Annotated in this window: 25 protein-coding genes; 8 read left to right on the top strand and 17 right to left on the bottom strand. The window is 51.0% G+C overall.

All coding sequences use genetic code 11. The annotated features are described in order from the left end of the window. Positions 1-120: 120 nt before the first annotated feature. The 8 genes from ACSZLD_RS08320 to secA form a co-directional block, all read right to left on the bottom strand. Positions 121-489 (bottom strand): DUF2500 domain-containing protein, encoded by a 369-nt coding sequence (locus tag ACSZLD_RS08320; RefSeq protein ID WP_444684876.1) that lies wholly within the window; start codon positions 487-489, stop codon positions 121-123. 151 nt (positions 490-640) lie between these two features. Next, positions 641-2,248, bottom strand: coding sequence for a peptidoglycan DD-metalloendopeptidase family protein (locus ACSZLD_RS08325; protein ID WP_444684877.1), 1,608 nt, complete (start codon positions 2,246-2,248; stop codon positions 641-643). Positions 2,249-2,282: 34 nt separating this feature from the next. After that, positions 2,283-3,176: a permease-like cell division protein FtsX gene (ftsX, locus tag ACSZLD_RS08330; protein WP_444684878.1), complete on the bottom strand. Its 894-nt coding sequence runs from the start codon at positions 3,174-3,176 to the stop codon at positions 2,283-2,285. Then, complete coding sequence (gene ftsE / locus ACSZLD_RS08335) at positions 3,166-3,852, bottom strand: cell division ATP-binding protein FtsE (protein ID WP_444684879.1); 687 nt, start codon at positions 3,850-3,852, stop codon at positions 3,166-3,168. The genes ftsX and ftsE overlap by 11 nt, the downstream gene beginning before the upstream one ends. Positions 3,853-4,089: 237 nt before the next feature. Next, the gene (locus tag ACSZLD_RS08340; RefSeq protein WP_377909616.1) at positions 4,090-4,464 is read right to left on the bottom strand and encodes a c-type cytochrome; all 375 of its coding nucleotides are present in this window, start codon (positions 4,462-4,464) and stop codon (positions 4,090-4,092) included. A gap of 79 nt (positions 4,465-4,543) precedes the next feature. After that, on the bottom strand, positions 4,544-5,440 hold the full coding sequence (locus ACSZLD_RS08345) for a YitT family protein (protein ID WP_444684880.1): 897 nt from the start codon (positions 5,438-5,440) through the stop codon (positions 4,544-4,546). Positions 5,441-5,642: 202 nt separating this feature from the next. Beyond that, positions 5,643-6,744, bottom strand: a protein-coding gene (gene prfB / locus ACSZLD_RS08350) for a peptide chain release factor 2 (RefSeq protein WP_444684881.1) whose coding sequence is annotated in 2 segments (ribosomal slippage) — positions 5,643-6,671 and positions 6,673-6,744 — 1,101 coding nt in all. Because the reading frame shifts where the segments join, the coding sequence is not laid out codon by codon here. A gap of 53 nt (positions 6,745-6,797) precedes the next feature. Continuing rightward, entirely contained in the window at positions 6,798-9,338 is a 2,541-nt protein-coding gene (secA, locus tag ACSZLD_RS08355; RefSeq protein WP_444684882.1) for a preprotein translocase subunit SecA, read from the bottom strand. Between the two features lie 224 nt (positions 9,339-9,562). Between secA and glcT the strand changes: the two genes are divergently transcribed. Beyond that, a complete protein-coding gene (glcT, locus tag ACSZLD_RS08360) occupies positions 9,563-10,411 on the top strand; it encodes a glucose PTS transporter transcription antiterminator GlcT (protein ID WP_444684883.1) in 849 nt (282 codons plus the stop codon). Between the two features lie 173 nt (positions 10,412-10,584). Further along, the gene (ptsG, locus tag ACSZLD_RS08365; RefSeq protein WP_444684884.1) at positions 10,585-12,612 is read left to right on the top strand and encodes a glucose-specific PTS transporter subunit IIBC; all 2,028 of its coding nucleotides are present in this window, start codon (positions 10,585-10,587) and stop codon (positions 12,610-12,612) included. Between the two features lie 122 nt (positions 12,613-12,734). Here the strand turns inward: ptsG and hpf are convergent, their stop codons facing one another. Both hpf and ACSZLD_RS08375 read right to left on the bottom strand, forming a co-directional pair. Next, on the bottom strand, positions 12,735-13,289 hold the full coding sequence (gene hpf, locus ACSZLD_RS08370) for a ribosome hibernation-promoting factor, HPF/YfiA family (RefSeq protein ID WP_377909610.1): 555 nt from the start codon (positions 13,287-13,289) through the stop codon (positions 12,735-12,737). A gap of 197 nt (positions 13,290-13,486) precedes the next feature. Continuing rightward, positions 13,487-13,684 (bottom strand): cold-shock protein, encoded by a 198-nt coding sequence (locus ACSZLD_RS08375; RefSeq protein ID WP_377909609.1) that lies wholly within the window; start codon positions 13,682-13,684, stop codon positions 13,487-13,489. A 370-nt stretch (positions 13,685-14,054) separates the two neighbouring features. Between ACSZLD_RS08375 and ACSZLD_RS08380 the strand changes: the two genes are divergently transcribed. Both ACSZLD_RS08380 and ACSZLD_RS08385 read left to right on the top strand, forming a co-directional pair. Next, on the top strand, positions 14,055-14,450 hold the full coding sequence (locus ACSZLD_RS08380; RefSeq protein WP_377909608.1) for a single-stranded DNA-binding protein: 396 nt from the start codon (positions 14,055-14,057) through the stop codon (positions 14,448-14,450). Between the two features lie 6 nt (positions 14,451-14,456). Then, on the top strand, positions 14,457-14,699 hold the full coding sequence (locus ACSZLD_RS08385; protein WP_377909607.1) for a hypothetical protein: 243 nt from the start codon (positions 14,457-14,459) through the stop codon (positions 14,697-14,699). A gap of 108 nt (positions 14,700-14,807) precedes the next feature. Here ACSZLD_RS08385 and ACSZLD_RS08390 read toward each other — a convergent pair whose 3' ends face one another. Both ACSZLD_RS08390 and ACSZLD_RS08395 read right to left on the bottom strand, forming a co-directional pair. Beyond that, a complete protein-coding gene (locus ACSZLD_RS08390) occupies positions 14,808-15,248 on the bottom strand; it encodes a hypothetical protein (protein WP_444684885.1) in 441 nt (146 codons plus the stop codon). Next, a complete protein-coding gene (locus tag ACSZLD_RS08395; protein WP_444684886.1) occupies positions 15,238-15,684 on the bottom strand; it encodes a DUF2243 domain-containing protein in 447 nt (148 codons plus the stop codon). Before ACSZLD_RS08395 ends, ACSZLD_RS08390 begins: the two co-directional genes overlap by 11 nt. 191 nt (positions 15,685-15,875) lie before the next feature. Here ACSZLD_RS08395 and fdhF point away from each other — a divergent pair, with 191 nt between their 5' ends. The 3 genes from fdhF (at position 15,876) to ACSZLD_RS08410 (ending at position 20,687) form a co-directional block, all read left to right on the top strand. Then, positions 15,876-18,836: a formate dehydrogenase subunit alpha gene (gene fdhF, locus ACSZLD_RS08400; protein ID WP_444684887.1), complete on the top strand. Its 2,961-nt coding sequence runs from the start codon at positions 15,876-15,878 to the stop codon at positions 18,834-18,836. Further along, complete coding sequence (locus tag ACSZLD_RS08405) at positions 18,829-19,320, top strand: helical membrane plugin domain-containing protein (protein ID WP_444684888.1); 492 nt, start codon at positions 18,829-18,831, stop codon at positions 19,318-19,320. Before fdhF ends, ACSZLD_RS08405 begins: the two co-directional genes overlap by 8 nt. Before the next feature lie 83 nt (positions 19,321-19,403). After that, the gene (locus ACSZLD_RS08410) at positions 19,404-20,687 is read left to right on the top strand and encodes an L-lactate MFS transporter (RefSeq protein WP_444684889.1); all 1,284 of its coding nucleotides are present in this window, start codon (positions 19,404-19,406) and stop codon (positions 20,685-20,687) included. 68 nt (positions 20,688-20,755) lie between these two features. Here ACSZLD_RS08410 and manA read toward each other — a convergent pair whose 3' ends face one another. Beyond that, positions 20,756-21,712: a mannose-6-phosphate isomerase, class I gene (gene manA, locus ACSZLD_RS08415; protein WP_444684890.1), complete on the bottom strand. Its 957-nt coding sequence runs from the start codon at positions 21,710-21,712 to the stop codon at positions 20,756-20,758. Between the two features lie 204 nt (positions 21,713-21,916). Here manA and ACSZLD_RS08420 point away from each other — a divergent pair, with 204 nt between their 5' ends. After that, positions 21,917-23,689, top strand: a complete 1,773-nt coding sequence (locus ACSZLD_RS08420) for a glycoside hydrolase family 13 protein (RefSeq protein WP_444684891.1) — start codon at positions 21,917-21,919, stop codon at positions 23,687-23,689. Between the two features lie 180 nt (positions 23,690-23,869). Here ACSZLD_RS08420 and ACSZLD_RS08425 read toward each other — a convergent pair whose 3' ends face one another. The 4 genes from ACSZLD_RS08425 to fliS form a co-directional block, all read right to left on the bottom strand. After that, positions 23,870-24,184, bottom strand: coding sequence for a DUF3243 domain-containing protein (locus ACSZLD_RS08425; RefSeq protein WP_377909599.1), 315 nt, complete (start codon positions 24,182-24,184; stop codon positions 23,870-23,872). Between the two features lie 141 nt (positions 24,185-24,325). Further along, positions 24,326-25,294, bottom strand: a complete 969-nt coding sequence (locus tag ACSZLD_RS08430) for an alpha/beta fold hydrolase (RefSeq protein WP_444684892.1) — start codon at positions 25,292-25,294, stop codon at positions 24,326-24,328. Then, positions 25,281-25,682: a DUF8042 domain-containing protein gene (locus tag ACSZLD_RS08435; protein ID WP_444684893.1), complete on the bottom strand. Its 402-nt coding sequence runs from the start codon at positions 25,680-25,682 to the stop codon at positions 25,281-25,283. The genes ACSZLD_RS08430 and ACSZLD_RS08435 overlap by 14 nt, the downstream gene beginning before the upstream one ends. A 110-nt stretch (positions 25,683-25,792) precedes the next feature. Further along, positions 25,793-26,236: a flagellar export chaperone FliS gene (gene fliS, locus ACSZLD_RS08440; RefSeq protein ID WP_444684894.1), complete on the bottom strand. Its 444-nt coding sequence runs from the start codon at positions 26,234-26,236 to the stop codon at positions 25,793-25,795. Positions 26,237-26,317: the final 81 nt, after the last annotated feature.

Raw genomic sequence — 26,317 nt, forward strand, 5'->3', positions numbered from 1 at the left:
GAATCCACTTAAAAATTGAAAGAAAGCAAAAACCGTTACATAATATTTCACAGCGATGAAAGCAAGCAATCATATGTTAAAAAACGAGAACATCCCATAATCGGGACGTTCTCAGCTGAATCAAGCAGAGAAATGATGCATGAACGAAACGACTCTTGTTCCTTGAAGAACTGCCGTTCCTTTCTCTCCCTCTTTTATTTGAGCATCGAGCCTGCTGCTTACACGATATTCCTGCCTGCTCTCATCACTGAATTGCAATGTGACAAAATACGTTCTTTTCACCTGGCTTCTTCCAACTGAGAAACCGCCTCCACTCCGGCCCGGACTTGTTCGACGTTTCGATTCCTTTCGTTTGGATACTATGCGGACGTTCCAGGATTCTTCTGGCTGTTTATTGTTTTCCAGCCACTCTTTCAGCCGACTCCCATTCCTAATCAAAGCAACTCCTGCGAAAATGGCAGCAAGTAAGGCAATGATTATACCATCCATGCATATCCCTCCTTCGTACATTTACGTAAAGCTGCTTTTTAACGTTTCACCAGCTTACACAAAAGGGAGCCCCTTTGAAATGAAAGAAGAGGATCAACAAAATACCGCCCGGCATGAGAGCCGGACGGCGAAATAGTGGATTCAAGTTTAGTTATGGAAGATACGATGCCGGATTGACGGCAGATGAACCGCCGGCATATCCCCCGGGGTGAACCTCAAAGTGCAGGTGTACACCAGTTGAAACTCCGGTGGTTCCCATTGTGGCAATCACTTCGCCGCGGCCGACACGGTCCCCTGCCGACACGTTCATCGAAGCCAGATGTGCGTAAAGCGTCGCGTACGTCTGTCCATTAATGACATGTGTCACGACAACGGTGTTTCCATAACCGCCCATCCATCCTGCAGAAGATACGGTTCCGCTTTCTGCAGCATAAATATTTGTGCCGCCGTCACTGCCATAATCGATTCCGCGGTGCGGCCGGACATCTCCGTGCACCGGATGGCGCCGGTTTGGATTAAATCCTGATGTAACACGTCCGTCTGCCGGGCGGTGGAACGTCGCTGATCCGGATGATGGTGCAGCTTGCTCCGATGAAGTACTTTCCGAAGAGCCAGAGCCGGACGAGCTTTCAGAGCTGCTAACAGAAGAACTGGAGCTGCTTGAGCTGTTTGAGCTGCTGGAACTGCCGGAACTGCTTGAACTGCTTGAACTGCTTGAACTGCTGGACGAGCTTTCAGAACCGGATGAAGCAGCTACCTGTGTTTCTTCCTCTTCTTCCTGCTGGCGACGCTCTTCTTCTTCACGACGTTCCTGCTCGCGCTGGCGTTCTGCTTCTTCCTCTTCTTCTGCCTGGCGCTGCTCCTCAGCAGCTCGCTGACGCTCTTCTTCTTCGCGCTGGCGCCGCTCTTCTTCCTCGCGCTGGCGCCGCTCTTCTTCCTCACGTGCGCGTCGCTCTTCTTCTAAGCGTCGTTCCTCTTCGATCCGACGCTGCTCTTCTTCCCATTCTGTCAGCTCCTGCTCGGCAGCGGCTTCCTGGGCAGCAAGAAATTCTGTTTCTTCTTCAAGTGAGAACAGACTGTCTTCCAACACATACCCTCGTTCTGCCAGTTCTTCTAAAAGCGTATCTTTCTCCGCTGTCTGTGCTTCCAATGAAGCCTGAAGAGACTGAAGCTCTGCCATCTGCGTTTCTAACGCTTCCAGCTGCTCCTCCAGCTCTGCTGTGGCACGTTCCAGCGTTTCCATATCTGCTATGTGTTCATCGAGAATCTCCCGGTCCTGGGAGGCTATGTTATGAAGCGTCGACACCCGTTCAAGCAGATCGCCAAAGCTTTGTGCGCCTAAAATCACTTCAATGTAGCGGACAGAACCGCCGGACTGATGCATGGAGCGTACGCGCTCCTTGAGCACGTCATCCCGCTCGTCAATCCGGATTTCGGTTTCTTCGATTTCTTCCCGAAGCTCCTCTGTCCGATCGGTTGTCGTATCAATTTCTCCCTGCTTCTCGTTCATCTTACCTGCAGTTTCACTCATTTGTTCATCGAGGTCCCGAATGTCTGTCTGCACTTCGCCTATTTCACGTTCGACTTCATCCAATTCCTCTTCTGTCTGCTCTGCTTCCCGTTCCGTTTCCTGCTGCTGTTCCCGGTACTCTTCGATCTGTTCCTCCAGCTCGTCGCCGGTGTTGTCTGCAAAGGCAACACCGGGAGAGAGAAGGAGCAGGCCGGCAGAGAAACCAAGCAGCGTTTTTCGAATCAGCATCTGCACTGCCCCTTTTATTAGTAGATTGTATGCGTTATATACGAAGGAATTTTCTTACGCTCATCAGGCTTCCCCATACTCCAACGACTGCTCCGATTACAAGCAGCAGAATGGAAGTCTGCAAAATCAGCGGATTAGCCGGAAGGAAGTTAAAGAACTCCAGTCCCGTCGCCGTTCCGATCGAATCATAAAAGCGCTGATAGCCATAAGTCAGCAGTATAATCGGTATTGCTGCTCCGAACACACCCAGCAGCAGTCCCTCTATAAAGAACGGCCAGCGGATGAAGCTGTTCGTCGCACCTACAAGCTTCATAATTTGTATTTCTGTCTTACGTGCCATGATTGTCAGCTTAATCGTGTTAGCAATCAAGAAGACGGCTGTAAAAAGCAGCCCTACAATCAGCACCAAACCGACAATTCGCACGAAGTCGGTTGCCGCAAACAGCTGTTCAAAAATATCAGAGCCGTATTCAATATCATCCACGTAGCTTAATGCATCAATTTCCTCAGCTACAAGTTCTGTATCCTGAGGATCCGCAGCCTGTACGACAAAAACATCATTCAGCGGATTTTCATCCCTCAGATTTTCAAAATAATCTCCTTGTTCGCCGAGACTTTCAATGAAGTTTTCCAGTCCTTCATCTCTCGGAATAAATTCAATATCCTCGACCTGATGGATGGTGCCGATTGATTCCTCGAGCTCCTCCTGTTCGGCCGCTTCTGCTTCGCGGTCTACGAAGACCCGGACTTCCACATCGCTCTCAAGAGAATCCGCAAAGTGATTAACGTTTAAAATAACCATGAGAAAGGCACCGACAACGAGCAGCATAACCGTTACGGCACTGACAGAAGCAAACGTCATCCAGCCATTGCGGACGATATTCTTTCCGCCTTCTTTTATGTGACGGCCGACCGTTCTAGCTTTCATAGCCGTACGACCCCCTAACTTCATCACGGGAGATCCGGCCGCCTTCGATAGCGATAACGCGCTTTCGCATATTGTTTACGATGCTGCGGTTGTGTGTCGCCATCACGACCGTCGTACCGCGTTCATTGATCTCTTCAAGAATATGCATGATTTCCCAAGATGTATCCGGATCGAGGTTTCCAGTCGGCTCATCTGCAATCAATACAGCCGGACTGTTCACAATCGCCCTCGCAATAGCGACGCGCTGCTGTTCTCCTCCAGAAAGCTCATGCGGCATAAACCGCGCTTTATTTTTTAAGCGTACGATATCGAGAACATTCATGACACGCTTGCGGATATCGTCTCGTCCCGCTTCGATAACCTCCATCGCAAACGCAACGTTTTCAAACACCGTCATTGATGGAAGCAGCTTGAAATCCTGGAACACGACGCCGATATCACGCCGCAGATAAGGAACATGACGTTCTTTCATCAGCCGCAGATTCTGGCTGTTAATTAAAATGTCGCCCCGTGTCGGTCGCTCCTCCCGGTACATCATTTTTATAAACGTTGATTTTCCTGCGCCACTCGGTCCCACTACATAAACAAATTCGCCTTTTTGTATGTATACCGTTAATCCGTTGACCGCCATGACGCCATTCGGATATGTTTTCCAGACGTCTTTCATTTCGATCAAAATGCATCACTTCCCACTGTATAAAGTCCCGTTTTCCCCTATCACAAAGCACTACGTTTGTCGTTCTATGTCGAATTTCTCGAATTCGTCAACTTCGCTATTATACCACGAAGCGTTTTTAAAAAAAGCTTCAGGAAGTTTACAATTTCATTTCAAAACACAACAAAAAGAGCATCTGAACGGGTCATGCCGTTTTATCAGATGCTCTCTTCACATATGTGTTTGCTGACTGCCGTATTATCCCTGGTCTTCCACCCATGCTGCTACGTCTTCAGCGTCATCGCCTTCAACGAGATCAGCAGGCATGCTTCCAGGACCTTCCTGAATCGCACTAAGCACCTCATCGAAGGAATATCCTTCAAGTGCTGGTCCTGTTCCGCCTTCCAGCTCACCGCCGTGGCAGGAAGCACAGTTACCCTGATAAAGCTCTTCCCCGTTTGCGAGATCGTACTCTCCATCGTCTCCGCCGTTGTTGTTGTCAGCAGCTTCTTCGTTCGTGTTGTTAGCGTTGTTGTCTGCCGGATCGTTGGCAGGTTCGTTGTCTCCGCCGTTGTCTCCACATGCTGCAAGCAGCAGGGAAGCAGCAAAGAGACCTGCAACCATTTTCTTCATACATTCCCCTCCTCGAATTAAAAAATAACAAAAAGAACTGGCAGGATATAGAAATCCCGTCTTAACCATTATAACCGATTCAGCGTCTTTTGAAACCTTCTCCGAGAACTTCAGACGTATCGCTTACGATTACGAACGCACTGGGATCAATAGTCCGTACGAGCTGTTTCAGTTTCGTCACTTCATTGCGACCGACGACGCAGAGAAGCACAGGACGATCGTGGTTTGTATACCCACCGTAGCCAGCCAGCTTCGTTACGCCCCGGTCCACTTGCGTCAGCAGCCCCTGCTTCACTTCCTCTTCGTATTGGGAAATGATCATGACCATTTTCGAGTACCCGAAGCCAATCTGGACGATGTCAATTGTCTTACCTGTAATGAACAACGCGATCAGTGCATAAAGTGCAAACTCAAATCCAAAGATAAACGCGGATGACGTAACGACGAGCCCGTCCATGACGAAGACGCACGCTCCGAGTGACATTCCTGTATATTTATTAATGATCTGAGCGGCAAGGTCCGTTCCGCCGGTGGATGAATTCGACCGGAAGACGATCCCAAGTCCGACACCGACACCGACGCCTCCCATAATGGAGGCGAGAAGCGGGTCCGTCGTAGCCGGCTCCCAGTTCCTCGTCAAATACACGACGTATGGCAGAAACAGCGTGCCGATCAGAGTTTTTCCCCCGTAAAACAAACTGCCGCTGATGCTTCCGCCGAGTAGCAGAACACCCGCAACAAATAGAGGAATGTTAAAGGCCCACTGCGTGTAGGCCGGCTCAAAGCCGAAGACGTGTAAAAACAGCGTCGAAATACCGGCTACGCCGCCGGATGCAATCTGATTCGGCAGCAGGAATAAGTTAAACGCAATCGCGACGATTGCCGCTCCGACTAATACGTGGCCAATTTCGAACACCGCTCTTGTAAACGGAGTTCGCGGCGCGGCTGTCCCGCGCCGGTTCATTTTTTTCATCATATGTATACGCCCCCGTCAGCAAAATCCTTCCGTAGTATATCACCAGTGGAAATGCTTGTAAACGCGGCTCCGCTAACGCTTTAACACGTTGTAGCAATATCTGCTGGCTGCAGGCGGACCTCGTTCTTCTTTTGCTTATCAGGGGCGAATCTGCACAAACAAAAAGCACCGGAATCATCTGCTCCGGTGCTCTCCTGCTTTCTTATTGAATACGCGAGCGCAGGTACGAATCGATGAACTGTGTCAGATCACCATCCATAACGGCCTGCGTGTTGCCTGTTTCCGAATCCGTCCGATGGTCCTTCACCATGTTGTACGGATGAAAGACGTAGGAGCGGATCTGGCTGCCCCAGCCAATTTCAGACTGCTCACCGCGTATTTCCTCTGCTTCCGCGCGCTGGCGGTCCAGCTCCTGCTGGTAAAGCTTCGCTTTCAGCATCTTGATCGCTTTTTCCCGGTTTTTGATCTGCGATCGCTCGGACTGACAGCTTACGACCGTATTCGTCGGAATATGCGTCATCCGCACGGCAGAATCTGTCGTGTTAACGTGCTGTCCGCCGGCACCGCTGGATCGGAAGGTGTCCACGCGAATATCCTCCGGCGAGAGGTCAATTTCTACATTGTCATCAAGCTCCGGCATAATATCACACGAGACGAACGACGTATGACGCCTGCCGGAAGAATCAAATGGGGATATACGCACCAGCCGGTGCACACCTTTCTCTGCCTTCAGGTAGCCAAAAGCGTTATGCCCTTTAATAAGAAGCGTCACACTTTTGACGCCAGCCTCATCACCCGGCAGATAGTCGAGCGTTTCCACCTGAAAGCCCTGCGCTTCGGCCCAGCGGGTATACATGCGAAGCAGCATAGAGGCCCAGTCCTGGGATTCTGTTCCACCGGCACCGGGATGCAGTTCAAGAATTGCATTGTTGGCATCATGAGGTTCGGATAATAGCAGCTGCAGCTCAAACTTCTGCAGGTCACGCTCCACTGCTTTCACGTCCTCCACAAGCTCCGCTTTTAATTCTTCATCGTTTTCTTCTTTAACGAGCTCGTACGATACGTCCATGTTATCCAGCTTTTCTTCCAAATTGCGGTACGTTTCTGTCATAGCTTTCAACGCATTGTTTTCTGCAATCACTTTCTGTGCTTCGTCCTGATTGTCCCAGAAAGACGGATCGGCCATGCGTTCTTCCAGTTCTGCTACGCGGGTCTCCTTTTCATCGAGGTCAAAGAGACCCCCTGAAGTCCGCCAGCGTACCGGCCATATTTTCAAGCTTCTGTCTGATTTCTGCCATTTCCATCGTATATCACTCCATTAATTATTCCCGTCACGGCGAAAGCCGGCGGGGGCCGGCTATTCTTCTTTTCCGTGGCAATTTTTATACTTTTTACCGGATCCGCAAGGGCAAGGATCGTTGCGTCCGACCGTTTCCCCTTTTACATACGGCTGGGTTTTCCCCTGCTCCTGCTGCTGTTGCTGTTGCTGCTGCTCACCCGGCGTACGGTGAACGGCCTTTCCTTCGGCAACCTGCTGACGCTGGAGGTTCGATTGAATCTGGGCTTTCATGATATAGCGGGATACTTCTTCTTCAATAGAAGCAACCATTGTCTCAAACATTTCAAACCCTTCAAACTTATACTCCCGCAGCGGATCGTTCTGTGCATAGGCACGCAGATGGATCCCTTGGCGCAGCTGATCCATCTGGTCAATGTGCGCCGTCCACTTCTGGTCGACGGTGCGAAGCAGGATAACCCGCTCGAATTCACGCATCTGCTCCGGCGTAAACTCTTCTTCACGTGCATCATAATCCTTCTGCACCCGCTCTACAATCAGCTCGGTCATCTCTTCCGGATCAAGATTTTTCAACTCATCTTCCGAAACTTCCGAAGAAGCAAACACAGTCATGTTCATATACTCTGCTAAACCGGCCAGATTCCAGTCTTCCGGAACCTCTTCTTCCGGCGTGTATGAATGGACAACACGTTCGACGGTATTGTGAAGCATATCCTCCACGACCGGACGGAGGTTGTCGGAGTCGAGCACTTCATTACGCTGCTCATAAATGACGTCACGCTGCTCACGCATAACATCGTCATACTGCAGCAGCTGCTTCCGAGCATCGAAGTTGTTTCCTTCCACGCGCTTCTGCGCCTGCTCAACGGCTTTCGTAATGATCTTGCTCTCAATCGGCTGGTCTTCTTCCATTCCGAGCCGTTCCATCATTTTACTCATATTTTCAGAGCCGAAACGGCGCATAAGCGGATCTTCAAGCGACAAGAAGAACAGTGACATACCCGGGTCTCCCTGACGGCCTGCTCGTCCTCGCAGCTGGTTGTCAATCCGGCGGGACTCGTGCCGCTCTGTCCCGAGAACGAACAAACCGCCGAGATCGGATACGCCCTGACCGAGCTTGATGTCAGTACCGCGCCCTGCCATGTTGGTCGCGATGGTGACCGCGTGCTTCTGCCCTGCGTTTTCAATGATCTCCGCTTCACGAGCGTGGTTCTTCGCGTTCAGCACGTTATGCGGAATTCGCTTTTTCTTCAAGAGCTGGGAGATCAGCTCCGAATTGTCAACGCTGACAGTACCAACGAGCACAGGCTGTCCGGCCTTATAAAGCTCTTCGATTTTTTCCACAATTGCACGCTGCTTGCTCGCAAGCGATTTGTAAATTAAGTCAGATTTATCGATCCGTACGATATCTTTATTCGTCGGCACTGCGTACACATTCATGTTATAAATGTTCTGGAATTCCTCTTCCTCTGTTTTCGCTGTACCGGTCATCCCGGAAAGCTTCTTATACATACGGAAGTAGTTCTGGAACGTAATCGACGCCATCGTCATGCTTTCGCGCTTGATTTTGACGCCTTCCTTCGCTTCAATCGCCTGATGCAATCCGTCGCTGAATCGGCGGCCCTTCATCAAACGCCCTGTAAACTGGTCAACGATCGCAACCTGGTCATCCTCTACAACGTAGTCCTCATCGCGGATCATCACTTTGTGAGCTTTCAGCGCCTGATTGATGTGATGGTTCAGCTGCACGTGATCGGAATCAAACAGATTGTCGATGTTAAAGATTCGTTCTGCCTTTGCGACACCGTTCTCCGTCAGCTGGACAGACTTCGTTTTCTCATCGAGCGTGAAATCATCATCAAGTTTAAGCATTTTCACGAACTGGTTCGCCGTGCTGTAAAGCTCTGACGTCCGGTTAGCAGCACCGGAAATAATGAGCGGGGTCCTCGCTTCGTCGATCAGAATCGAGTCAACCTCATCGACGATTGCAAAATGCAGGTCGCGCTGCACCATGTCTCTCTTGTAGGTCACCATGTTATCTCGCAGGTAATCAAAGCCGAATTCGTTGTTTGTGCCGTACGTGACGTCTGCTGCGTAGGCTTCACGCTTCTCTTCCTTCGTCATGCCGGACGCGTTCAAGCCGACTGTCAGCCCGAGATAGTTATACAGCTTGCCCATTTCTTCTGCGTCACGACGGGCGAGGTAGTCGTTGACCGTGACAACGTGAACGCCTTTTTCCGAGAGCGCGTTCAAATAAACCGGGAGTGTTGCGACAAGAGTTTTCCCTTCCCCGGTTTTCATCTCTGAAATATCGCCGCGGTGGAGTACGATCCCCCCGATCAGCTGCACGCGGAAATGCGTCATGCCGAACACTCGCGTCGACGCTTCGCGTACGACCGCAAATGCTTCCGGCAGAAGGTCGTCGATCGTTTCGCCATCTGCCAGGCGCTTTTTAAATTCAACCGTTTTTCCTCGCAGCTCATTCTCGCTCAGCTGCTTTATTTTTTCTCCGTATTCGTCAATCTCGGCTACAAGCTTATCCAGCTTTTTCAGATGGCGGGCATCTGAGTCACCGATCACTTTTTTGAGTAATCCAATCATCGGGCATTGCTCCCTTTCTGCTAAATTCCTTCCCTGCACAAAAAAGCCGTGCCGGGCAGGATCCGCTGTTACACGCTGCTATTCATTTTATCAGGTTGCTGATAAGCTTACAAGGAGCGGCAGGATGCGGAAGAAGCTGCAGGTTGATCCCTGAAAACGGATACGACTATAATAGGAACACTAACGTCACAGCGATATACCTTTAGAAGGAAGGAGGGCTCCTGGTGCTTGCGGTAAAAAAAGTGCTGAACAACAATGTCGTCATCGCTACACATCCGGATCATGAGGAGGTTGTGCTGATCGGCAAAGGACTCGGATTCGGGCGCAGCCCCGGCGACGAGATCGCCGGCAGTCAGGCAGAAAAATTCTTCGTACTCCGGAACGAAACGGAACGCGAACAGTATAAACAGCTGCTGACCTACATCGATGAAGAGTTCGTCGGCTTGATGGAAGAAGAGATTTCGAGGCTTGAAGTCACCTTTTCTTCAAGTTTGAATGAGCATATCCACGTCGGCTTGACGGATCACCTGTACTTTGCCGTCAAACGGATTCAGGATGGTCATGGGATCACGAATCCATTTCTAAAAGAGACGGAGCTCGCCTATCCGAAGGAATATCAGGCGGCGGCTGCCATGGCGGAACGGGTGGGAAACAAGCTTGACGTGCGTCTTCCGGAAGGTGAAATCGGCTTCATTACGCTCCATATTCACAGTGCACTGACGAACCGTGATTTATCTGCAGTAAACCGCCATACGCAGCTTGTCAGCGAGCTTGTGCGCCGGATCGAAACGTTTCTCGGCTTTGAGCTTGACCGCCGGGATGTCAATTACCTGCGCCTCGTCCGACATTTGCATCATGCGATCGAACGAGTGGAAGCGGAAACGTATACAGAAAATCAGGATCCATTGTTAAACGTGTTGCAATCGGAGTATCCGCTCTGCTATAATTTGAGCTGGAAACTGATGAAAGTGATGCAGCAGCGCCTGAATAAACACGTACCGGATGCAGAAGCCGTCTATCTGACGCTTCACATTCAGCGGATATCCGGCGCCCAATCCAATTCCATACGCTGATCGGCTTTTTCCGTGTTACTGGTGATGCAGGCATGAGAGAAAAGGACGACTGAAACACTTCGGCAGGGGAGGACTATCTTCTGACGGAGGTTCGGTTCCTTTTTTCTCATGCCTTTTTTGCGTTCAGCTGTCTGCTTTCTCAGTTCATTATTCTTTTTAGGAGGTTTCCTGCTATGTTTAAACGTTTTTTTGGACAGCTGCAGCGGATCGGTAAATCGCTCATGCTGCCCGTTGCGATTCTTCCGGCAGCAGGTCTGCTGCTGGCGTTCGGTAACGCGATGCGCAACCCGAACATGATCAATCTGATGCCGTTTTTAGAGAGCGACTTCTTCATCAGTCTCGCAACGATGATGGAAAACGCCGGCGGTATCGTATTTGATAACCTTGCGTTAATCTTTGCACTCGGTGTCGCCGTCGGTCTCGCCAATGGGGCCGGTGTTGCCGCACTCGCAGCTCTCGTCGGCTTCCTCGTGATGAACGTGACGATGGGGGTTATGGGCGGGTTGACTGTTGAAGGCGTTCTTCAGTCCGAAGACCCGGCGCATGCGCTCGTCCTCGGCATTCCGACGCTGCAGACCGGGGTGTTCGGCGGGATCATTATGGGGGCACTCGCTGCCTGGGCATATAACCGCTATTACACGATCGAACTGCCTGCATTTCTCGGCTTTTTTGCCGGTAAACGCTTCGTTCCAATCGTAACCGCGTTTGCGTCATTCTTTGTCGGGATCGCCCTGTTCTTTATTTGGCCGCCGATTCAGGAAGGCATGAACTCGGCGTCCCAGTTCTTAATGGAAGAAGCCATGACCGTTGCCGTCTTTTTCTTCGGCTTCATTAAGCGTCTCCTGATTCCGTTCGGTCTGCACCACATTTTCCATGCGCCGTTCTGGTTTGAATTCGGGCAGTATACGAACGCCGCAGGCAACGTTGTCCGCGGTGACATGAACATTTTCTTCGCCCAGCTCCAGGATCAAACGGAGCTGACTGCTGGACACTTTATGGCCGGTGAATTTCCGATCATGATGTTCGGACTGCCTGCTGCAGCACTTGCGATGTATCATCAGGCACGTCCGGAAAACAAAAAAGTCGTCGGCGGTCTGCTTGGTTCCGCAGCCCTGACTTCCTTCTTAACCGGAATCACGGAGCCGATTGAATTTTCGTTCCTGTTCCTCAGCCCGCTTCTCTTCTTTATTCACGCGGTGCTCGACGGGATATCATTTGTGATTCTTTACTGGCTGAATATAAACATGGGCTACACCTTCTCCGGAGGTGCGATCGACTTCTTCCTGTTCGGGGTTGTGCCGGGACGTGAACCTTGGTGGATCGTCATTATCGTCGGCCTCGTGTTTGCTGTCATCTATTACTTCCTGTTCACTTTCATGATCAAGAAGTTCAACCTGATGACACCTGGCCGCGAAAAGAATGTGGATAATGGCGACACGCAAAAGTCCGGTTCGGTCAGTGAACTGCCTTATTCCGTGTTGAAGGCTTTTGGCGGTAAAGAAAATCTTTCCCACCTGGACGCCTGCATCACCCGTCTGCGGATCACCGTAAAAGACGTCGATCAGGTAGATAAAAATGAACTTAAAAACCTTGGCGCGTCAGGGGTCATGCAGGTTGATAAAAATATTCAGGCGATCTTCGGCCCGCGTTCGGAAACAATTAAGAGTCAGATGGAAGATATCATCAGCGGCAAAACGCCTGCTGAACCGGAAACGGCTCCGGAAGCCTCAAGCGGTCCTGTTCTTTCGAGTGCCGCCGTTGCGCTGCCGCTGAACGGCGAGCTGAAAAAGCTCGAAGAAGTGCCGGATGACATGTTCGCTGAAAAAATGATGGGCGACGGGTTTGCAATCGAGCCATCTGACGGTACGGTGGTCTCCCCTGTTGACGGGAAAGTCGTACAGCTCTTCCATACGAAGCACGCTGTCGGCCTTGAAGCTGAGGATGGCACAGAAATTCTCATTCATATTGGAATCGACACGGTCAATATGAAAGGAGAGGGCTTTGAAGCTTTCGTGGAGCAGGGCGATACGGTCCGCGTCGGCGACGAGCTGATCCGCTTTGATCTGGAGAAAGTAAGAAAAGAAGCAAAAGCATCGATCACTCCTGTTATTTTTACGAACTTAAGCGACAAGCAGCATATTGCGATTCTGCGGGAAGGCACGGTTCGCCGTGGAGACACCGACGCCGTTCGAATTGACTGATCAGAAGCATCCGCTGCTGGAAAAAACCGGCGATTCCAAACGAATTGCCGGCACGCTCCATCATATCGGTTCTAAATGTAAAGAAGCTGCCCCTTAGGAGGCAGCTTCTGCTCGTTTTTCAATCAAGATTCTGGTTCAATCAGGCCGTAGCGGCCGTCTCGCCGTTTATACACAACGTTGGTGTCTCCATTAACCGAATTGGAGAAGACAAAGAAGCTGTGCCCGAGCATGTCCATCTGCAGAATCGCTTCTTCTGCGTCCATCGGCTTCAGGTCAAAGCGCTTCGTACGAACGATTTCAAAATCGTCGTCCGGGAATTCTTCTTCTGCGAGCGGCTCCAGTTCATTTTTAAACATGAACTTCAAGCTGTCATCGCCGTTGCGGTATTTACGGTTTACTTTCGTTTTATGCTTACGAATCTGCCGCTCGAGCTTCTCGATTACGAGATCGACGGCAGCATACATATCCGCATGCTTTTCTTCTGCCCGAAGGAGGAGCTTCGGCATTGGGATCGTAATTTCCACTTTCTGCTCCTGATTAAGAACGCTCATTTTCACGTGTACGTCAGAGGATGGTGTTGTATCGAAATAGCGCTCCAGCTTGCTGACTTTTTTCTCCACGTGGTCTCTCAGCGCATCCGTAATCTCCAGGTTCTCGCCACGAATATTAAAATTCATAAGCTAACAACTCCTTTCGGTTATACGTACATTATTCGCTGTACCCTCGCGCTTCTCCTGCTGAAACATTCATTTTCTTCATAAATAATTAACAAAAACCTGCTGGGCGCCGAAGCGGGTCCGCCCTCCTTTCCGCAGGTTCATCTGGTAAAAAACGCCCCGTCAAAGAAGCTTTACGGGACGTCTGCTTATATACGTTATTTTTTCACAACGTTGGATGCCTGCGGCCCTCTGGCCCCTTCGACAACGTCGAACTCGACCTCCTGGCCTTCATCCAGCGATTTGTATCCTTCCTCATCGATGGCCGAATAGTGAACAAACACGTCCTCCGACCCTTCCACTTCAATAAATCCAAATCCTTTTTCGGCGTTAAACCATTTTACTTTTCCGAGCATAGAATGATCCCATTCCCTTCGTAAAAAGTGAGCGGCTGCTCCGTCACCTACAATATATCAACCTCCCTCCGCTTCGTCAATGCTATTTGTCAGATAATTTCATCATCTTTCGGGAGATGATTTATTTTTTCAGAAAGCGTTATCATTTTTGGTTCTTTAGACTCATTTTTCTCTCTTTCATTTGTCATATTATTATTTTAGTACGTATTTTGATCCATTATTTTACTTCTGATTCAGTATTCATTATGGTGCGTAAAACGGCATCCCGTATGCTGTTACATTCCATATGCAAAGGAGGGCAGTCGCAAATCGCAGTTTTCAATCCAGCATCCTAACCTACTACATCAACCAAGTTAAAGGAGCGACTATTATGCTGAATCAATTTATTTTTATCGGAAGAGTGGCTAAAACGCCTCATCATACAACAACTGCTAACGGTGCTTCCCTGACCCGCTTCACGCTCGCTGTCAGACGTTCATTTCGCAACAGCAAAGGCAGCTACGACACAGACTTTGTACAGATTGCCTGCTGGAACAAGCTCGCTGATCGTGTCGCCGACTACTGCGGCACTGGCTCCCTCCTGTCTGTAAAAGGTCGAATTCAGATGCGCCAGCTCGTCGTCAATGACGAAAAACAAGTATGGGTGCCGGACGTGATTGCAGACACCGTCACGTTTTTGAAGCTGAATAAACTCGACGGCACATACGAGGAAGAGACGATGGACGGGTCTTCCGAGGAAGCTGTGCAGGAACAGACGGGTGCGTGATCGGCCGTGACAGAACTGGACCTGCTGAAAGTGATCATCCGCCGGCTGTCGCGTCTTGAAAACCTGCTGTCGTCGAAGGATGATATGGAGCTGATTACGGAACAGCTTGATCATCAGTCAGATGCCATTCGTCATCTGCACGACAGCATGGCTGAAATGAAGGGACTCGTCGATTCCCATCATATGGAGAACGTCAACTCAGACGATGTTCTGCTCCGCTCGATTCTGCAAACCTCAGACAGAAGCTGATACAATCCTGCCTTCCACCCGTTCGCAGGAAAATCAAAAGAAGCCGCCCACGCGGCTTCTTTTCGTATTGTGTCAGATCCATCGGCTTTTGATGCAGCAGACAAGCCCTTAGCTTCTTTCCCCATTCGTGCACTTCTCTGCCGTAATCGCGCTGCTGATTTCATTTCCGCCGGTTGTCAGGATACGATGCTCGTGATTAGCAAGAACTAGCTTGATTTCGGTTCCAGGTTCAAGCTCGCTGAGAGCGTATGGAAAGTCATAGATTCTTGCTTCCCGCTCCCCGTTTACATATAAATGGGCGTGTCCTCCCCGTGTCACCGCTGTCTCTCTCGTAAAGCGGAAATGCTCGGCTTCCGCATGGAGCAGGCATTCGCCTTCCGTATCCTCTAAGCGAATGGCAAGCTCTGGTGCGGGCTCCTCTGCTTCCACCGATCCGTGGTCATGGCTCCCTGTCAGATGTCCAGTAAAATGGCTGTTGACCAGATGACCGTAGAGCATCAGCGCTGCTGTTACGAAAATGAGCACAAAGCTGATCGACCTATACATCAAGCTGCTTCACCCTCCTTAACAGCAGCCAGCCTGCTCCGAGCAGAATCACACCGCTTGCCAGAAAAGCCAGGTCAAACAAAAGCGGGTTTTCAGCTTCCGGATGCACACGGTGAATCTGAAGAATATGATGATTGATGATCCCTTCCAGCAAATTAAAGGTCCCCCCTCCGATTAGAAACAAGCCGCCTGCGGACTTCCACGCGCTTTTCGGCTCATGCGGCTTTCCACTCAACCAAAGCAGCACGGCTCCTGCTATAATCGTCAGCGTTACCGCAAAGTGAAACAGACCGTCGCTGATAATCTGAATCGTCGTCGGAGCATCATGAATCACGCTGTGCCACTGCAGCAGCTGATGAAAAACGATGCCGTCCAATGCTCCTAGAAATCCGAACCCGAGCAGGAAACTTCCGATATACATCTTCTTTTGATCCTTCATACCTCCATCTCCTCTCCAGAAAATTCGTTGTCCTTCTATACACGAGATTTCGATTTCCGAAACGTCATCGAAAGAACTATTATAAACGTTATATATTCGGTTGAAAAAGAGGTTTCTTGCAAGCGCTGACTGGGGAATTGTGTAAGTATCTGAAAATTTCATACAATTCTGTTTTAAGGGAGGAATCTGCATTGTCGAAGCAAGTCAGCGTACAAGTGAATGGAAAGCTCCATCAGGCTTCTGAAGAGCAGACGGTGCTGCAGCACTTAAATGAACGAGGGGTGGAAGTTCCCCAGGTCTGCTATCACGAAGCGCTCGGTCCAATTAAAACGTGCGATGCCTGTATCGTGGAAGTCGACGGCGAGCTCGTCCGTTCCTGTGACACGAAAGTAAAGAAAGGTTCCCGGATCGATACGGTTCAACAGGATGTGAAGGATGCCCAGGTCATCGCGATGGACCGCATTCTACATAACCATGAGCTGTACTGCACAGTGTGCGATTACAACAACGGCGACTGCGAAGTTCATAATGCAGTCAAGGACATGAAGATCGAGCATCAGACCATCCCGTTTGAACCGAAACCGGAACCGAAAGACAATTCGCATCCTTATTACCGCTATGACCCGGATCAGTGTATTTTATGCGGCCGCTGTGTCGAAGCGTGTCAGGACGTGCAGGTGACAGAAACGCTCCGCATTGACTGGGAACGGGACCGTCCTCGGGTTATCTGGGATAACGATGTGGCTATCAATGAATCCTCATGTGTCTCCTGCGGTCACTGTTCGACCGTCTGTCCGTGTAATGCAATGATGGAAAAAGGCATGGAAGGCAAAGCAGGCTATATGACAGGGATGGATCAGAAAACCCTTCGTCCGATGATTGAGCTGACGAAAAATGTGGAAACCGGCTATGGCTCCATTCTTGCAATCTCTGACATGGAAGCTTCCATGCGTGACGCTAAAATCAAAAAGACGAAAACTGTCTGTACCTACTGCGGTGTTGGCTGTTCATTTGATGTATGGACGCAGGGAAGAGACATTCTGAAGGTAGAGCCGCAGGAGGAGGCCCCGGCAAACGGGATTTCCACATGTGTGAAAGGAAAGTTTGGCTGGGATTACGTGAACAGCGAAGAACGGATTACGAAGCCGCTCATCCGTGAAGGATCCCGCTTCAGAGAAGGAACGTGGGAGGAAGCCTACAAGCTGATCGCTGAAAACCTGCGTTCGATCGAAAAAGAACACGGAAACGATGCGCTTGCCTTCATCAGTTCATCCAAAACGACAAACGAAGAGTCTTACCTGATGCAGAAGCTCGCGCGCAGTATTTTCAAAACGAACAACGTGGATAACTGCTCCCGCTACTGTCAGACACCGGCCACGAAAGGGTTATTCCGGACCGTTGGCTATGGCGGAGATTCCGGCAGCATCACCGACATTCAGCAGGCAGATCTCGTGCTCGTAATCGGCTCCAACACGGCTGAATCCCACCCTGTTCTTGCCACGCGGGTGAAGAGCTCCCAAAAGCTTCACGGACAAAAGCTGATCGTCTCAGACCTGAGGCGCCACGAAATGGCAGAACGAGCGGATCTGTTTATTCATCCGCGCTCAGGCTCTGATCTCGTGTGGCTTTCTGCTGTATCCAAATATATTCTGGATAACAACATGGAAGACAAAACGTTCATCGAGAAACATGTGAACGGCATTGATGAATTCCGCCAATCGCTCGAAACGTACACACTTGAGTATGCAGAGAAGTACACCGGACTCAGCCAGGACGAGCTCGTGAAAACGGCCGAGATGATTGCAGAAGCAGACACTGTCTGTTCTCTCTGGGCCATGGGCGTCACCCAGCACCTCGGCGGAAGCGATACGAGCACCGCTATTTCCAACCTGATGCTCATCACCGGCAACTACATGAAGCCGGGCGCCGGAACGTATCCGCTCCGCGGTCATAACAACGTGCAGGGTGCCAGTGACTTCGGCAGCATGCCAGATAAATTCCCGGGTTATGAATCGGTAGAGGACAGCGTAATCCGACGCAAATATGAAGAAGGCTGGGGCACCTCTCTTCCGGAGAAAGCCGGCTGGAACAACCACGAGATGGTAGAAGCGGTTCATGACGGCAGGCTCAAAGCAATGTATTTGAAGGGCGAAGACATGGGGATCGTCGACTCCAATATTAACTACGTGCACGAAGCGTTTGAAAAGCTCGACTTCTTCGTCGTCCAAGACGTCTTTTTATCGAAAACGGCTGAGTTCGCAGACGTTGTGCTTCCGGCAGGCCCGAGTCTTGAGAAGGAAGGTACATTTACAAATACCGAACGGCGTGTGCAGCGTCTGTATCAGGTTCTGGAACCGCTCGGAGACTCGAAGCCGGACTGGAAAATTATCATGGAGCTCGCGAATGAGCTCGGTGCGGGCTGGACCTATTCCCATCCGTCCGAAATCATGGCAGAATCCGCTTCTCTTGCGCCATTGTTTGCCGGTGTCTCCTATGAACGCCTGGAAGGCTATAACAGCCTGCAGTGGCCGGTGGCAGAAGATGGCACCGATACGCCGCTTCTATTTAAGGAAGAATTCCCGTTCCCGGACGGAAAAGCCCGGCTCTTCCCGGTAGACTGGACGGTTCCGCTTGATTTCGGCGAGGAATATGATTTGCACATTAACAACGGAAGACTGCTCGAACATTTTCACGAAGGCAATATGACGTACAAAGCGGAAGGCATTACGAGCAAAACGCCTGGCGCGTTTCTTGAAGTTTCTCCGGAGCTTGCAGAGGAGCGCGGGATTGAAGACGGTTCGTTCGTCAAACTGACGTCTCCATATGGACAGGTGAAGGTATCTTGTATCGTAACGGAGCGCGTGCAAGGTAAGGAGCTGTATCTGCCGATGAATGATTCCGGTGAAGCGGCCGTCAACCAGCTTACGAGCAGTTACGCCGACAAGGATACCGATACGCCTGCCTACAAGGAGCTGTCTGCGAAAATGGAGGTGCTGAAGCCGAAGGGCGCTAGCCCGCTTCCGCGCACGAATCACCGCTACGGCAATCCTCAGCCGCAGATCGGGGTCAATGTTGAAGCCAAATGGCAGCGTAAAGACTACGTGTTTCCTGGAGATATAGTGAGAAGGAAAGGGGCGAAACCGAATGGCTAGACCGATCCGCGACATTGAACCTGCTCCGCTCTCAGCTGAAACGCAGCGGCAAAAGGACCTGGAGGAGGTCGAACAGGCGCTCGCCGATAACAAGGAGGCCGTCCTCGGGGCGATTGATTTAATGAATAATCTGCATAAAAACGGCATCACCCGGATCGCCAACGGTCTTGTGTCAGAAGGCGATAAAGTTCTTGAGATCATCGTGCAGGAGATTTCAAAAGATGAAAACACGAACGCACTACGCAACATGCTGCTGATGGTCGGCGTGCTCGGTACGATCGACATGCGTAAAATCGAGCCGCTGCTGCTCAAGCTGAACAATGGTATCGAGCGCGTGGCCGAAGATCCGGATCCGGATGAAAAAACAGGCTATTTCGATCTCGCTAAGAAGCTGAAAGATCCGCAGATCAACCGCTCTCTGACCATTTTGATGCGCTTTTTGGAAGGCATGGGCCGGGAGACAAAAGATCAGGAACGCAATTAAAGCAGCACATCTCGAGCGGAGGGACACCGCGTTCCCTTCCGCTCGTTCTTTTTTCGTCAATCCGTTCAAAGGAGTGAATAAGTATGGCAGCAGAAACATCTAAAAACCGCTGGCTCATCGCAGCCGCGGCAGTAGGCATTCATATTTCCATCGGTTCCGTTTATTCATGGAGTGTTTTCTCCAATCCGATGAACGAAACGTTTGGCTGGAGCCTGACGGCGATCTCGATTACCTTCAGTATTGCGATCGCCTTTTTAGGTCTGTCGGCCGCCTTCATGGGGCACTTCGTGGAAAAGTACGGACCGCGTGTTTCCGGGCTTGTTTCCACCGCTTTATTCGGAGTCGGCATGATCGGATCCGGTCTGTCTGTCCAGCTCGAATCGCTGTGGATGCTCTATTTCTTTTATGGGGCAATGGGTGGCTTCGGTTTGGGTGTCGGCTATATCACGCCGGTATCGTCGCTCGTCAAATGGTTTCCGGACCGCCGCGGACTTGCGACCGGCATGGCGATTATGGGCTTTGGTTTCGCTTCGTTGATTGCAAGCCCCGTTATGCAATACTTAATTGGTGCCTTCAGCATCGCGGCAACCTTTTATATTCTCGGTGTCGTTTATTTTGTGATCATGCTTATTTCGTCCTTGTATCTCGCCAAACCGCCGGAAGGCTGGAAGCCAAAGGCGATGCGGGAAAAAGAAGAGAGCGGCGAGCAGTCTGAGAAAAAAGACCTTGCCTTTCTCACTGCGAACGAATCGGTTAAAACACGGCGCTTTTACCTGCTTTGGGTGATGCTGTTTATTAACGTCACCTGCGGAATTGCCATCCTGTCCGTTGCTTCGCCGATGGGTCAGGAAATTGCCGGTCTTTCTGCAGCAGCGGCTGCCACGATGGTCGGGATTATGGGCTTCTTTAACGGAGCAGGACGTCTTGCCTGGGCGAGTATATCCGACTATATCGGCCGTCCGAACGTTTACACCGCTTTCTTTGCGATTCAGATCGTCTCATTCATTGCGCTTCCGAGCTTAACCGATGCGCTTATTTTCCAGGCTGTCCTGTTCCTGATCATGACGTGCTACGGCGGCGGATTTGCGTCGATCCCGGCATACATTGGCGACATTTTCGGTACGAAGCAGCTCGGTGCCATTCACGGCTATATACTCACTGCTTGGGCCGCGGCAGGTCTCGTCGGGCCGGTCGTTGTTTCCTGGCTCCGTGAAGTGACGGAGAGCTACGCGCTGACGATGTACATTTTTGGCGGCATGTTTGTTGTCGCGCTGTTTGCCTCGATCCTCATCCGCGCAGACATAAAGAAACTGAAGGAAAAACAGGAAAACGAAGAGTACGCAGAAGCGTCTGGAAGCAGCAGCTGATACGAAAAAGGTGCCTGATCAATTTCTGATCCAGGCACCTCTTCTTATTCGTGCAGCGTTTTACTTGCTCAGGCTGATTCACCAGGCTCAGCAGCGATCAGCTCAAGCGTACCGGTAAAAACAGGCTGCTCCTCCCCTGCTGTGACGACGAAGTGAGCCCCCTTTTGGACGGGCATTTTCCCGCCGTTCAACAGGACATAGCCTTCTCCGTCAATGACCGAGATCAGCTGATACGACGCTTTTTTGGCCAGCGCAGTTTCTGCTTCGACCAGGACTCGGCGAACAGTAAAGTATGGAGCTTCGATCAGCGTTTCCATCGTGGCGCCGGCTGTCTGTTCCGTCGTACGTGGAGGGGTTTGATCCTCATGAGGCACCATCGAGCAGGCGATCGAATCCTCCAGATGCAGCTCCCGCATCTGCCCGTTTTGGTCAGGTCTGTCATAATCGTAGAAGCGGTACGTAATGTCAGAGCTTTGCTGGACCTCCAGCAGCGTGATTCCGCCGCCGATCGCGTGCACGGTCCCGCTCGGCACGTAGACAAAATCCCCTGCTTTCACCGGTACACGGCGAAACAGCTCCTCCCACTCTCCGTGCTCTGCAAGCTTTCGCAGTTCTTCACGGGAATTGGCGTTGTGCCCCAGCACCAGCTCCGCTCCAGGCTCTGCATGCGCGATGTACCAGCACTCTGTTTTACCGTAAGGCCAGCCTTCCTTTTCCTTGGCATATTCGTCATCCGGATGCACCTGAACCGACAAATCATCTGCCGCATCGATGAGCTTGACAAGCAGCGGAAACGTCCCTTCCGGATGACCGAACAGCTCCGGCTTTTCGCTCCAAAGTACAGACAGCGGCACCCCGTCATAAGGACCTCCCTGCACTTCTGTTGCTCCGTTTGTGTGCCCGGAAATGCCCCAGCACTCTCCTGTATTGTCTTTCGCTTGCTCATATCCGAAACGGTCTCTTAGCGCAGATCCGCCCCATACCTTCTCTTTAAATACTGGTTTCATCTTCAGCAATTGTGTCATAACAGCCTCCTGATTGAATGTCCATGGACACACCTTTGTACCCATGCTATACTGGCGGTACAATCGCTTTTTTATTCGTGCTTTTTGTGCAAACGATTGCACTCATTTTGTTGTGTATGAACGGCACGACGAGGTGCACTGACACTTATTGTAGCGGATCCGGGAGGCGCTGCCTACCCGCTCTGCGGACAGGGAGGAACCGATATGCTGCTTGAAGCAATCTACCACCAGCCAAAATCGCAATATGCGTACGCGTACGATCATGAAACACTGCACATTCGAGTTCGCACGAAGAAAGATGATATGGACCGGGTTTCGGTCGTCTGGGGAGACAAATACGACTTCCACGAAGAAACGATCCGGACTTCCGCCATGCACGTTTTTGCCCGGGATACGATGTTTGACTATTATGAAGTAGAAATCAAACCGCCGTTTCGACGCTTTGCCTACGCTTTTAAGTTTAAGAAAGGCGACAGAACCGTGTTTTGGAACGAGACCGGCTTTAAAGAAGACTCGCTGCACTCTGGCGGTGTCGGCATGCTCTGGTCGCCGTCCGGCATGTTCGAATTTCCGTTCTTGAATACCATTGATGTTTTCACGCCGCCTGAATGGGTCAAGGACGCCGTTTTTTATCAAATTTTTCCGGAGCGGTTTGCTAATGGTGACGAATCATTAAATCCGCCGGGAACAGAAGCCTGGACTCCGGACGCTGTTCCGACACGCGATAACTTTTTCGGAGGCGATCTGCAGGGGGTCATCGACAAGCTGGACTACCTGGAAGAGCTGGGCGTGACATGCATTTACTTCACACCGTTTTTCGAAGCGTTTTCCAATCATAAATACGATACGATCGATTACTTAAAGGTAGACCCGCAGTTTGGCGATAACGAAACGGCAAAACGACTGGTCGATGAAGCACATGCGCGCGGCATCCGCGTCATGCTCGATGCAGTGTTCAATCATTCCGGCTACTATTTCCCGCCGTTTCAGGATGTGCTGAAAAATGGAGAAAAATCACGGTTCCGCGACTGGTTCCACATTCGTGACTATCCGCTAGCCGACGATCCGCTCAACTACGATACGTTCGGTTTCGTCGCCCAAATGCCGAAGCTGAATACCGAGCATCCAGAGGTAAAAGCGTATCTGCTGGAGGTCGCCCGCTACTGGGTGGAGGATATCGGCGCAGACGGCTGGCGCCTTGATGTCGCCAATGAAGTCGACCACTGCTTCTGGCGGGAGTTCCGGGATACAGTGAAGAAGGCGAATCCGGATGCCTATATTCTCGGTGAAATCTGGCATAATTCACTCGCTTGGCTCGGCGGCGATCAGTTTGATGCCGTTATGAACTACCCGGTCACCAACGCGATTCTCGATTTCTTTGTGAAAGAAGAAATCGACGCTGCGCACTTTATGGGCCGGCTTGACGCCATGTTGATCTCCTATCCGCGCCAGGCAAATGAAGCTGCGTTTAACCTGCTCGATTCTCACGACACTCCTCGTCTTCTAAGTATCGCAGAGGGCAACAAAGAGCGGATGAAGCTCGCTGCTTTGTTCCAGCTTACGTATATGGGAGCGCCGTGCATTTACTACGGTGATGAAGTCGGCATGGACGGCGGGGCTGATCCAGGCTGCCGGCGTCCGATGGTCTGGGAAGAAGAGCACCAGGATCAGGAGCTGCTTTCGTTTTATCAGACGCTCATTTCACTGCGGCGCAGTCACCGCGCGCTTCGTGACGGCTCCTTCCGCTTTCTCTCCGCGGAATCCGGCAGCAGCGTCACTGCCTATGAACGTTCAGATGACATGTCACGCTTCGTTATCGCAGCGAACGCCGGCACAAAACAGGAGAAAATCGAGTTAAATGGACTCGGTCAAGGAACGTTCCGAAGCCTGGAGGACGACACGCTTTACGAACTTAAAAAAGGAAAGCTGACCATCACACTAGAACCGCTGCAGGCGGTCGTGCTGAAAGAGCAGTAACCACTGATCCGCATCTTCCGTTGACGAAGATGCGGATATTTTAGCAGAATCAGCCTGGATCCCAACTGGCTGGTTTGGATGTCCGGTTTGCAGATCGTGAGTAAAATTACGGATGCCATTACCGAAAGCATTCCATGAAAAAAAGCTCCGGATCGCATTGATCCGGAGTTTTTTCCTGCTTTATGCGTTGCCTTCTTTTTGCGCGAGACGGACGAGCGTGCGGGCGATGTGCCGCTTTTCTTCTTCTTCCGCGACCTGCCACATTTCCTGCAGCAGCTTCTCTTCCGAATTACGCGGCTCTTCATGGTTCTTCAAGTATTCTGCGACGCGCTCAGCACCTTTTGCGAGCTGCTCTTCTCCAAGACCAATCTTTTCACCGCGATTGACCTGCTTGTTTAGATAGTCGAGGAACCCTTGGAAGCTGTCGAGAATTTCCTGCTTCTTCTCTTCGGACGTATGCTCCAGCTTTTCTTCTGCCTGTTGTTTCGGATCCATGTGAAAACGCCTCCTCTATATAGTGTATACGAAGACTATTTCACAAATCGAAACAACCTAAACCCCATAATCAGGATTTTATGTAAAACTTTTTTCGTAGTCCAAAAGATGACAATTACTCTCTCTTGTTGTCTCTTCCTTTTACGTTGCAGTTAAAAACGTGAAAATCCGGTCCCGCATGCCGGGAAGCGCTTCGTGAGCAAAATCAGGATAGAGCACAATCTCTTTTTCCGACGTGATTTTATTATAGGCAGCAAACTGAGTCGACGGCGGACAAACCGGATCAATCAATCCGGTTCCCATTAAGACAGGTGCTTGAATCCGGTCAGCCAGATGCTGAATGTCAATATACCCGAGACGTTCGAAAAACGCATCACGGCCGTTATGGGTAGGATCGAAGCGGCGAAAGTAGCGGCGGACATCCTGATAGGCTTCCACGTCCAAATCCATTTCCCAGACGCGCAGGTAGTCAGATAAAAACGGGTACACCGGCGCTGCCCGCCTCACACGCGGCTCCAGCGCTGCACAGGCAATCGTCAGCGCCCCGCCCTGGGACCAGCCGGTTACCGACACGTTTATTTCATCAATATCGTCCCGCGCCATCACCAGACGGGCAAGTTGCACCGTATCGAGAAAGATATGGCGAAACAACAGCTCGTCCTCTCCGTCCTGCATGCCTCTCGTAATATGACCCTGCAGCGTGTTACCGCTCACGCCGCCGGCATCCTCCGACAGTCCGCCCTGACCGCGGATGTCCATTGAAAAGACGGCATGTCCCGCAGCTGCAAGCGCTGCTTTCGTCGTCCAGTCACCTGCGTTCATGCCGTAGCCATGAAACTCCAAAACAGCAGGCAGCTTTTCTGACCCAGCCGGGGGCTGATGCGGAATGACCGCCTGCACGTGAATCCGCGCCCCGCGCACGCCCGTAAACGTCAAATGCCGGCACGAGGCAAATGGAAATTGAAATGCTGCCTCTTCATCTTTTACGTCCGCCTCAATGGCGTCAAGCTCTGCGAGTGCCCGCTCCCAGTATTCATCAAAATCAGCGGGCTTCGGATTTCTTCCCTGATAGGTATAAAGCTCCTCAAGCGGCATATCAATGACCGGCATCGCTATCATCTCCTGAAGTAGAATAAAGAGCTGCTGTATCCTGCCACATTTTCAGCGCCGGGATAAATTGCTCGTGTAAAAAATGCATTTTTTCAGCTGTCGTCCATTCGTTTTCCGTCATCGCCGCCGCTTCCGTAACCGCATGATGAAACGTGGTCAGCCGGCTGAGCGCGGTCTCCTCAGATCCGAATATGGAGAACATCGTCATGTTTTCCGGATTGTACGGGATCAGTCCCGTACTCACAGAGGCGAGCAGCCTGTCTGCGATATCGTCATCCCCTTGAATGTAGCATTCTCCTGCGTACACAGCCGATTCCTGCACTTCCTGAAGCAGGCTCGTATACTGCTTTAAAAACACTTTCTGCTTCTCGTTCAGCTGAGCTGGCATAAAGAGTCTCCCCTTTCAGACATCATCTTCTTCAGTTTAGCACGCCTTGCCTTGTAAGAAAAAAAGAACACGAACCGGCTGAGCGGCTGTGTTCTGTAAGCTTGTACTGGTTATCGTTTTGCTCCTGCAGCTGCATACGCATTGCCGGCTGCTTTTGAAACACCGCCGGATCCGTGCCGTGCACGGCGGTCCATCTGAATAACTTCCTTCCACGTGTCGCGGAACTCCGTCACTAATCCTGCAGCTTCTGCGAGCGCCTCGCGGTCGTCTTTCGTATTGGCATCAATCAGCCTCGCCAGAATAAAATCGTACAGCTGCATCATACCCTGACTGACGTTAACACTTTGATCGAGCGTCACCATCAGTTCGCGGATAATGTTCTGCGCCTTTACCAGATTCGTATGGCGGTCCTCTGTGCTGCCTGTTTCCATCGCGGCATCGGCTCGCCTGATGAACTTCAAGCATCCGTCGTACAGCATGAGCGTCAGTTCTCCCGGTGATTTTGTTTCGATCGATGTTTGTTTATATGCAGCATATGGATTGTTTGCAGCCATACAGTATGACACCCTTTCTTTCTGGTAATAGACTTCCACTGTTCATATCGGTACATCCGGCGGAAAGGTTTAATGTATTTG

This window comes from Alkalicoccus luteus (genome assembly GCF_052061695.1).
Taxonomy (GTDB): Bacteria; Bacillota; Bacilli; order Bacillales; family Salisediminibacteriaceae; genus Alkalicoccus; species Alkalicoccus luteus.

What these genes read in the sequence shown, in the direction of transcription:
- ACSZLD_RS08380 (WP_377909608.1), top strand. Translation starts at nt 14,055, where the DNA reads ATGCTGAATCAATTTATTTTTATCGGAAGAGTGGCTAAAACGCCTCAT.
- ACSZLD_RS08405 (WP_444684888.1), top strand. Translation starts at nt 18,829, where the DNA reads ATGGCTAGACCGATCCGCGACATTGAACCTGCTCCGCTCTCAGCTGAA.
- ACSZLD_RS08375 (WP_377909609.1), bottom strand. Translation starts at nt 13,684, where the DNA reads ATGCTCGGAAAAGTAAAATGGTTTAACGCCGAAAAAGGATTTGGATTT.
- ACSZLD_RS08325 (WP_444684877.1), bottom strand. Translation starts at nt 2,248, where the DNA reads ATGCTGATTCGAAAAACGCTGCTTGGTTTCTCTGCCGGCCTGCTCCTT.
- ACSZLD_RS08420 (WP_444684891.1), top strand. Translation starts at nt 21,917, where the DNA reads ATGCTGCTTGAAGCAATCTACCACCAGCCAAAATCGCAATATGCGTAC.
- ACSZLD_RS08430 (WP_444684892.1), bottom strand. Translation starts at nt 25,294, where the DNA reads ATGCCGGTCATTGATATGCCGCTTGAGGAGCTTTATACCTATCAGGGA.
- hpf (WP_377909610.1), bottom strand. Translation starts at nt 13,289, where the DNA reads ATGAATTTTAATATTCGTGGCGAGAACCTGGAGATTACGGATGCGCTG.
- ACSZLD_RS08425 (WP_377909599.1), bottom strand. Translation starts at nt 24,184, where the DNA reads ATGGATCCGAAACAACAGGCAGAAGAAAAGCTGGAGCATACGTCCGAA.
- manA (WP_444684890.1), bottom strand. Translation starts at nt 21,712, where the DNA reads ATGACACAATTGCTGAAGATGAAACCAGTATTTAAAGAGAAGGTATGG.
- ACSZLD_RS08395 (WP_444684886.1), bottom strand. Translation starts at nt 15,684, where the DNA reads ATGAAGGATCAAAAGAAGATGTATATCGGAAGTTTCCTGCTCGGGTTC.
- ptsG (WP_444684884.1), top strand. Translation starts at nt 10,585, where the DNA reads ATGTTTAAACGTTTTTTTGGACAGCTGCAGCGGATCGGTAAATCGCTC.
- secA (WP_444684882.1), bottom strand. Translation starts at nt 9,338, where the DNA reads ATGATTGGATTACTCAAAAAAGTGATCGGTGACTCAGATGCCCGCCAT.
- ACSZLD_RS08345 (WP_444684880.1), bottom strand. Translation starts at nt 5,440, where the DNA reads ATGATGAAAAAAATGAACCGGCGCGGGACAGCCGCGCCGCGAACTCCG.
- ACSZLD_RS08410 (WP_444684889.1), top strand. Translation starts at nt 19,404, where the DNA reads ATGGCAGCAGAAACATCTAAAAACCGCTGGCTCATCGCAGCCGCGGCA.
- ftsX (WP_444684878.1), bottom strand. Translation starts at nt 3,176, where the DNA reads ATGAAAGCTAGAACGGTCGGCCGTCACATAAAAGAAGGCGGAAAGAAT.
- ACSZLD_RS08435 (WP_444684893.1), bottom strand. Translation starts at nt 25,682, where the DNA reads ATGCCAGCTCAGCTGAACGAGAAGCAGAAAGTGTTTTTAAAGCAGTAT.
- ACSZLD_RS08320 (WP_444684876.1), bottom strand. Translation starts at nt 489, where the DNA reads ATGGATGGTATAATCATTGCCTTACTTGCTGCCATTTTCGCAGGAGTT.
- ACSZLD_RS08340 (WP_377909616.1), bottom strand. Translation starts at nt 4,464, where the DNA reads ATGAAGAAAATGGTTGCAGGTCTCTTTGCTGCTTCCCTGCTGCTTGCA.
- fliS (WP_444684894.1), bottom strand. Translation starts at nt 26,236, where the DNA reads ATGGCTGCAAACAATCCATATGCTGCATATAAACAAACATCGATCGAA.